The 3,356-nt window shown below is 42.3% G+C and carries 3 protein-coding genes; all 3 read left to right on the top strand.

Annotation, left to right across the window (positions count from 1 at the left end; translation table 11 throughout):
* Window positions 1-281, top strand: a 281-nt coding sequence (locus CBG25_RS18345) for a transposase family protein (protein ID WP_290603775.1), incomplete at its 5' end; no start/stop codon positions are given.
* A gap of 56 nt (window positions 282-337) precedes the next feature.
* A complete protein-coding gene (locus tag CBG25_RS18340; protein ID WP_290608462.1) occupies window positions 338-2,695 on the top strand; it encodes a conjugal transfer protein TraG N-terminal domain-containing protein in 2,358 nt (785 codons plus the stop codon).
* A complete protein-coding gene (locus tag CBG25_RS18335; protein ID WP_290608460.1) occupies window positions 2,692-3,147 on the top strand; it encodes a hypothetical protein in 456 nt (151 codons plus the stop codon). The genes CBG25_RS18340 and CBG25_RS18335 overlap by 4 nt, the downstream gene beginning before the upstream one ends.
* Window positions 3,148-3,356: the final 209 nt, after the last annotated feature.

Here is a 3,356-nt window from a genome sequence, read left to right as displayed (position 1 = left end):
AGGTAACCATCTGGGCAGATACCGGTTTTCAAGGTATAGATAAACAGCATCCTAATACACAAATCCCAAAAAAAGGAACTCGAAAAAGACCTTTATCGCCTGAACAAAAACAAGAAAATAAAATAATCTCGGGCATCCGTATTACAGTTGAACACGCCATCGCGGGTATCAAGCGCCTCGGTTGCATGACCCAAATTTTACGGAATCGTAGACCCTTTATTGATGATACCTTCTTACTCCTTAGCGCAGGTCTTTGGAATTTCCATCTCAGAACAGCGTAAAATTTACTTCAATCACCGAAACACCCTTATTTCACTATTAAGCAACACGCTTATTGATGCAGGAATCATTAACCTTTCACAGTCACAGCCCTGAAATTAACGCCAATTTCAGTGAATACGTGAAAAACTGTGTCATCCCTGATATCCAGCTAAACCACAAATACAGCTTAAGCCAGCTACTCAATACCCGTGATATTTATAGTCTGATATTTTCCAAACCCAGTCCCTTAAGAGGGATTTACTATCAAGGTTGGGAGGCTGAAAACACCGAAGGTGCACGCAGTCAGTTTATGACCTGTCAGCAAGCCACCGTGAAACTCAAATCGCTGCTTAATCTCGATACCACCGGAACCGGCAGCACACTGATGTTTTATGCACGAAAGCTCTTTCCAGGCCGACACGATGCCTCCGTGGTATTACCGCATATGCTCGAAGGCAGCTACAACTACTTTATGAAGGCAAGCCAATCTGCGGCAGATATTTTAAAACAGAATATTATGATAGCGGGTTTAAGAAAAGGGTTTAACGCCTATGCTGCCGCCATGAATGACCCTGCAGGGTTAAATCTTATTACCACCGAGCAATCGCTGGCAAAAATGCGCTTATCCCATCAGGCCAGTTATCATCTAGCCAGTGAAATGTTGCCGCAACTCAATACCGTGTTGATGCTGTTGTGTATTTCGCTCTTTCCGATTATGGCATTAGCGCTTTTTGTGAGAGAAATAACGTACAAGGTGATAATTAATTATTTGAACATTATGGGCAGTCTGATGTTGTGGCCAGTGATGTTTGCCATCTTTAATCACATTTATAATTTTATGATGGCCACCACGCTAAATGGCGAAAATGTGACGTTTTCTAATCTGGACAGACTCACCCAAACAGGCAGCACCACCGCAGGGATTGCCGGCTGGATGATGATGTCGATTCCGTTTTTGAGTTTTAAACTCTTCACCTCACTGGGTCAACAGATTGCCAGTGCCGGCTCTTATCTGGGTAACGCCCTGGCAGGGGCAACGACCGCGGATGCATCAGCCGTCGCCAGCGGAAATTACAACATGGCCAATATGCAGGTGGAAAACATTAACGGCTTTAAAACCGATTTAAACCGCAGTTACAAAGCCGGACTCTCCAGTCAGCAAACCGATAACGGGGCGATGATTAGCACCACCCAAAGTGGTCAGCATATTGTCGATACTACGCAAGCCATCTCGAAACTGCCGTTTAGCTTAGATACCAGTTCAATGCTCGATACCAGCTTTAGCAAAGCCTTAAGCAGTCAACACCGCGAGACCGAAAGCTATCATCAGGGCTTAAAAAGTGCGATTTCTGACACCTATAATATCTCAACGGCACTGAGTAATCAGTTTAACAAGCAAGGATCACAAGATAGCAAATTATCCAGTGAACAACGCCAAGCGATTGAAGATGTTCAACGACAATCCCAATACGCAAAAGAAGCCATGTCTTCAACTAACAGTACAGCGAGAGAATATAGAACTTCAACAGAGAGTGCTGATATTGTCGATGCTGGCGGCTCCATTAGCATTGGATTAGGAAAAGCCAGTCTTAAAGCGGGATATGATCATCGATGGACAGACACAAACACTGATTCCGCTTCAAAAAGCAATAAAACCAGCGAAGATATGCAATCTGCAAAAGATTTTGCATCGAGTCAATCCGCAACCGTTATTAAGAACATGACAGATGATGACATTAGTCGTATATCTAATTCAGAAACGCGTTCTCTAGTGAGAGATCTAAGAGCCTCACTGCAAAATACCAGCGAAAACTTCGCCGGATTTACCGCCAGTCAAACCAAAGAGCAAAGTATCTCGGAGCAAGCCAATTTAACCGAAACAGAACGTTTAAGTGCTTCACACCGCCTGGAGCAGGAGTTTACCCAGTTTGCTTATTCGCGTTTAGGTGAAGCTGAGGCAGGTCGTGTATTAACGGATGCGGGGTCACCAGAAGTTAGAGCACAACGTGAAGCACTGGTAAGCGAGTTTAGCGATCGGATCGCCGATGATATACGCCATAATCATTTTGCAAACCAAGCAATAGTCACCAGTCATTACCAGAGTATGCAGGTACCTCATGATGCCAGCCAATATAATCCAGCCGGCTTTAATCAAAGTGCAGTGCAATTAGAAAAGCAAGCCGATAAAGGCCGGATCCAAAAACATAAGTCAATAATTAACCCTGAGACCGGTGAAAGTAATAAAGTCAGTCTGCTTGAATCTGCCGAGGCTAATACCGGCGAATATGCGAAAGCGATACGGGCAGAGAAAACCGATTTTGGGCATCAGGTGGCACCCACTCAGGATAAAATAATCGCTAATGAGAAGGCGATAAATAAGGAAAAATCCGCTAATATTAAAAGGTACGAAGAGAAAGGAGGGAAATCACAATGAAATTCTTTTCATTTGTTATTATGATGGTGATCCTTGAAGTATTATTCTTGTTTTATTTCAAACAAACTTCCTCCATGGTAGCCATGAGTGTCATTAATATGGGGGCTTTATGTTGTTTTTTTTCAAAAAATTGGCGCAACACCCCAAAAACTTATAAATCCCTTGTTATTTCGGCTTTTTTTATCGGTAATATTTTTACTTTGGTCAGAGAACTTCTTGAAGGCTATGAATTTTCAGAAATAGTTTACTTCGGCATTATACTTTCTGCGTTAGTTACCTTTTTCTTTACCTCTGCGATTGCCTTTCCGCATTTATCCGGTGCGCCTAATAACAGTTTAAATTCATCACATAGCTTTTCTCCCTTTAATAGTGAACACGCAAATAGCAATCTTTTTGATGAAGAGATCTCTGATAGATTGTGCGGGAAATATGTACGGTTCGGGCAGTTATGATATAGGAGGATCCTTATCTTCCTATTCGTTTGATAGTTCTTATGATGACTCTTCTTCACATAATTCATATAACCATTATGACAATGATTTCAGCACGACAAGCGGGTTCGATCATGATGACTATAGCCGTCGTGATAGTTAATCCTTAGATAATCCTTTTTTATCAGAACGTTACTTGAACAGGATGCTGTTCAAGTAATCCCTTATAC

Source organism: Arsenophonus sp. ENCA, assembly GCF_002287155.1.
GTDB classification, from domain to species: domain Bacteria; phylum Pseudomonadota; class Gammaproteobacteria; order Enterobacterales; family Enterobacteriaceae; genus Arsenophonus; species Arsenophonus nilaparvatae.
Note: the sequence above shows the minus strand (reverse complement) of the source record. Positions and strands in the feature narration are given on the sequence as shown.

Coding starts and splice junctions, on each gene's coding strand:
- CBG25_RS18340 (WP_290608462.1), top strand. CDS start 338: ATGCAGGAATCATTAACCTTTCACAGTCACAGCCCTGAAATTAACGCC.
- CBG25_RS18335 (WP_290608460.1), top strand. CDS start 2,692: ATGAAATTCTTTTCATTTGTTATTATGATGGTGATCCTTGAAGTATTA.